At 55.4% G+C, this 4,309-nt stretch carries 4 protein-coding genes and 1 pseudogene; 3 read left to right on the top strand and 2 right to left on the bottom strand.

Going from position 1 to position 4,309, the window contains the following annotated elements; all coding sequences use genetic code 11:
• Nucleotides 1-594: 594 nt before the first annotated feature.
• Entirely contained in the window at nucleotides 595-1,287 is a 693-nt protein-coding gene (locus tag EGJ86_RS24675; protein WP_021219117.1) for an SDR family NAD(P)-dependent oxidoreductase, read from the bottom strand.
• Nucleotides 1,288-1,499: 212 nt separating this feature from the next.
• Between EGJ86_RS24675 and EGJ86_RS24670 the strand changes: the two genes are divergently transcribed.
• The 3 genes from EGJ86_RS24670 to EGJ86_RS24660 all read left to right on the top strand — a co-directional run bounded on the left by EGJ86_RS24670 (nucleotide 1,500) and on the right by EGJ86_RS24660 (nucleotide 4,084).
• Nucleotides 1,500-2,726, top strand: coding sequence for a sterol desaturase family protein (locus EGJ86_RS24670; protein ID WP_021219116.1), 1,227 nt, complete (start codon nucleotides 1,500-1,502; stop codon nucleotides 2,724-2,726).
• Nucleotides 2,723-3,295 (top strand): hypothetical protein, encoded by a 573-nt coding sequence (locus EGJ86_RS24665; RefSeq protein ID WP_021219115.1) that lies wholly within the window; start codon nucleotides 2,723-2,725, stop codon nucleotides 3,293-3,295. Before EGJ86_RS24670 ends, EGJ86_RS24665 begins: the two co-directional genes overlap by 4 nt.
• Nucleotides 3,296-3,376: 81 nt before the next feature.
• On the top strand, nucleotides 3,377-4,084 hold the full coding sequence (locus EGJ86_RS24660) for a Crp/Fnr family transcriptional regulator (protein WP_125836929.1): 708 nt from the start codon (nucleotides 3,377-3,379) through the stop codon (nucleotides 4,082-4,084).
• 131 nt (nucleotides 4,085-4,215) lie between these two features.
• Here the strand turns inward: EGJ86_RS24660 and EGJ86_RS24655 are convergent.
• A pseudogene (locus EGJ86_RS24655) lies at nucleotides 4,216-4,309 on the bottom strand (IS6 family transposase); the annotation flags it as partial.

Raw genomic sequence — 4,309 nt, 5'->3', positions numbered from 1 at the left:
GCTTTACGATCAGTTACGAAGACAGGCTGCCGCAGCAGTAACCCAAGCCCCGGTTACACAAAATTCTGCACACCCTCGAGGGCCTGGCATTGGATCCTTACCGATGGCAACACGCTGCTGGCCTTCCTCGAAGGCATTCGCCTGATCCCAGTTAGCCTGAGAAGGCGAGGCCGCCAGGATTAGAGTGGTCATCGCTAAAACTTGTGACGTTAGCCAAATATGAGGGCTTCAAGGTCATCTCCTTATCGGTGGATTCAAACCTTATTTTGGATACCGTATCCAGGCAGCGAAATAGTGTGGGCACCACAAGGGATAGGGCGGTTTTCTAGCGCGTATTTTTCTAATGTTGTCGCTTACAACTGCTGCGGACACACGCCTTGGCAAAGTATGTGGTGGTCGACCCTAAGGACTTGGGACCTGCTACCGAGGGCTGCTAGCTCTCCGCCGGCAACACCAGTCAGTTCCCCACGCATAGGCCACGCATGCCGCATTAGGATCATTAGGATCATTAGGATCATTAGGATCGGGCGAACCCTGGGTGAGAAGAACGGCTCTAGGCAGCCACTCTGCTATGTCGACAGCCGGCCTAATAAATTAGCACCGCCCATTTACAGCGATAGCTGCACCTGTGATTGCACTAGCCTCCTGAGAGGCTAAAAATACGATCACATTAGCGACCTGCTCTGGCGTAACCCAGCGGGTGGCATCCGCATCAGGCATATCGAGGCGGTTCTGCGGGGTATCGATGATCGATGGCATGATCGCATTGACCGTGATGCGCTGATCTTTCAACTCTTCGGCCAACGCCTCCGTAAGGCGCATCACCCCGGACTTTGCTGCAGCATAGGCCCCCATGCCTAGGCTGGCCTTACTGGCCGCTCCGGCTGCAATGTTGATAATGCGCCCGGCTTCGGCTTTCTTCAGGTGTGTCAGCGCGGCCATGCTAGCCGTTGCGGCAGTGCGCACGTTCATTTGATACATCAAATCCCAGGTCGCAAGATCGCCGCCCTCGATGGTCTCCCAGCGAAAACCACCCGCCACGTTGATGAGCGCATCTAATCCTTGAAAATGCTGCTGCACCTGCTGCATTGCACAATTTGCCATGTGCAGATCGGTTAGATCGACCGCGCCGATAAGCAGTTTTTCAGAGCGCGCCGTGTCGGCCAGGGGTCGCGGCACGCTGGCCTGATCAATCAGGGCCACCCGCCAACCATTGGCCGCGAACGCCTCGCCTACCGCTATACCTAGACAACCGAATCCACCGCTAATTGCGACTACTTTACTCACGCTTATTCTCCTTGAAGTGGACTACACCAGGGCTGCACTGAGCACTGAGCCCCGGCACGAGTGGTCAGCTAGGTTGCCACTATTGCCGTGCAGAACCTGTCGCCGAGCCGACAAGTGGGCACAGTCAAGAGTGCTAACTTGCCTGGTCGCTGAGTCGCTGAAAGCCATCAGCCGCTCAACTTTCTTGAGTCGAGAGAAAAGGATCGCGCGCAATGAATCTGATCGTGTTTGCCATACCGATTTTTTTAACCACCACCTTGCTGGAAGCATGGCTGGCGCACCGCCGCGGGCTAGCGGCGTATTCCATACCTGATGCCATCAGCAGCTACCAATATGGTCTATTGAGCCAGGTGGTTGGGGCGTTCACCAAGTTTGCGAAACTGGGCGTTTACACTCTGGTATTCGAAGCCTACCGCGCCACGACCTTGCCTAGCGATAGCCTGTGGGTATGGGTCGGAGCCCTTGTGGCCTACGACTTTTTCTACTACTGGCATCACCGTATGAACCATGAAATTGGCTTGCTGTGGGCCGGGCACGTATCGCATCACTCTTCCGAGTACTTCAACCTGGCAACAGCCTTACGCCAGTCCTCGACGAGCGCACTTCTGGGCTGGATATTCTATCTACCGATGGCAGTGGCCGGTGTGCCGCCCAGCGTGTTTGCCGGGGTGTTGCTGATCGACTTGCTTTACCAGTACTGGGTGCATACCGAGGTAATTGGTCGTTTGGGCTGGCTTGATCGCATCTTCGTCACACCCTCAAACCATCGCGTCCATCATGGGCAAAATGACTACTGCATGGACACAAACTACGGGGGCATTCTGATTCTCTGGGATCGCCTATTCGGTACCTTCGCCGAGGAGCGCAAGGACGAGAAGGTCATCTACGGCGTGCGCACACCGTTGCAGAGCCTTAACCCATTCTGGGGCAACATGCATTACTACATTGAGCTCTGGCAGAAATCCAAAGCCACCCCGGGCTGGCGGGCTAAACTTGGCGTCTGGCTGGCACCACCTGGTGGCTGGCACGATGAGGCGAGCGAGCCTTACGAGCCGTCGCAGTTTAAGTATTACGATCCGTGTACACCCGATGCGGTCAAACGCTATGCGGTAGTGCATCAGGTGCTTGCAATGTTGTTCCTCATGCATTTTCTGACGCTACTCAACACCTTGCCGAAGACCTTACTGGCACTCTACGCCGCTGGCTTTGCCATTTCGGCAATCTCTCTCACGTCACTATTGGAAGGACGTGCCAATGCACGGCGTTTTGAGCAGTGCCGTGTCATAGGACTGGGCATTGCCTTTGCTGCTCTACCTGACTGGTTCGGTTTTAGTATGCCCATCGCACTCAAGCTGATGTTATTGGTTGTAATGCTAGGCAGCGCTGCATGGCTCAGCCGCACTTCCTTCAAACCTGCTGCTTTGTGGACTTCCCAATGAATGCCGATGCCATTTCCGACTTGATCTTGGCTGTGGTTGCCTTTTCCATTGCCTTTGTCCAGCTGCGCCAGCGCCCTGCTCTAGCCATTGGTTGCGGCCTGATCGGCCTGGCGGCAGCGATTGGTACACTGCATTACCAGTATGGTGAGTTGTTCGCCGGCCCACATCGCTTTACCGGCCTGGTTGCCGCCAGCGCAGGTTTCCCGCTGCTGGTCATTGCACTGCGCTGGCCAGATGACTCTGTTGCTCAGCGCATCACGGCCGCAGGGCGCTTCGCGCTCTTGGTTGGGAGCTTCGGGGTGGTGATTAGCGTGTCGGGATTTGACACCTGGCGCATGCTGGTGCCTCTTGGCTCTGTCTTGTTAATCTGTGCCACAGCCTTAGTGACGCGGCGGGTAATGCCACTCGGGGCGGCGCTAGTGTTCATCGTTAGTCTAGCGGCCGGTGCAACCGGTGAAGAGATGCTCGGACCGCTATCTGGCATCCAATGGCTGCACTACTTGCTGTCTTTAGCCCTGCTGCTGCTGCACCGGGATAGGGTGGTGCCGCTGTTAGCTGCGAGCCGTTAATTCGGCTTCCCCTGCATCCCATATCTTGGGAAACTGTCGAATGTGGTTAAGACCCAACATCGATGTTTCCAAGGTTTCCAAATGCAAAACATAGATGACGCAGCCCATCAGACAATCTACCGCCTGCGCGAGGCAGATGACTGGTTCGCAAGCTTGCCGGGGGAAGTGCAAGACAAAATCATCCAGTCTTCCGTATTGCGCCACTATCGCAAAGGGCAGGTGATCACTGCCCAAGGCAGCCGACCGACTGCAGCCTCAGTAGTGCTTGAGGGGCGCGTGCGGGTTTCGCGGCTGCTATTCGAGGGTGAGGAGAAGCTTTATATGATTGGCGAGAGAGGATTTTGGTTCAACTTCCTCGCCCTGATTACAGGCGAAAAGGCCGATGTGGCTGTGATCGCCGATACCAATGTGCAATTACTAATGCTGCCTCTGCAGCAATTCGAGCGAATCCTTGAAGAGGAACCTCTCTATTGCAAGGCAATTACACTTTTTATTGCCAAGCGCTATGCCGCTTTTATGCGGCACTTTGCCGATGGCCAGATGATCGTGCCGCTGCAACGGCTGCGTACAGGTTTAGCAGAACTGTCGTTGCTGCAACCACAGGCAACAGGCTCTGAGGAAGTTATTTTGAATGTTTCTCAGGCGGATTTAGCCTCCATACTTGGTTCTTCCCGCCAGACTATCAACGGGCTGCTAAAACAACTGGAAAAGGCGGGACTGATTAAGATCGGTTTTCGGCATATTCGAGTAATTGATCCAGCTGGGCTTTCTGAGCACGCGGCTAACTGAGCCGGCACTAATCTCGATGTAATTTTCGCAGGGCCGAGTGCATCGCTGTTGATCATGAGTGGACTCACCACCTGACTGGCTCTGTTGCAAAGATTGGCGGCAGTCAGAGGTAGGCTGTCGCTCTGCGCCGATCAGGCGGCTGCTGCGAAATGGTGGTTGAGCATGCCCATGGCCTCCGTCAGCGCCGAGGGCCCAATGCCAAAAGCTCTCTCCACAAGGCGCACC

This window comes from Pseudomonas sp. o96-267 (assembly GCF_003935465.1).
Taxonomy (GTDB): Bacteria; Pseudomonadota; Gammaproteobacteria; order Pseudomonadales; family Pseudomonadaceae; genus Aquipseudomonas; species Aquipseudomonas sediminis.
This window is presented reverse-complemented; position numbering and strand designations above follow the sequence as displayed.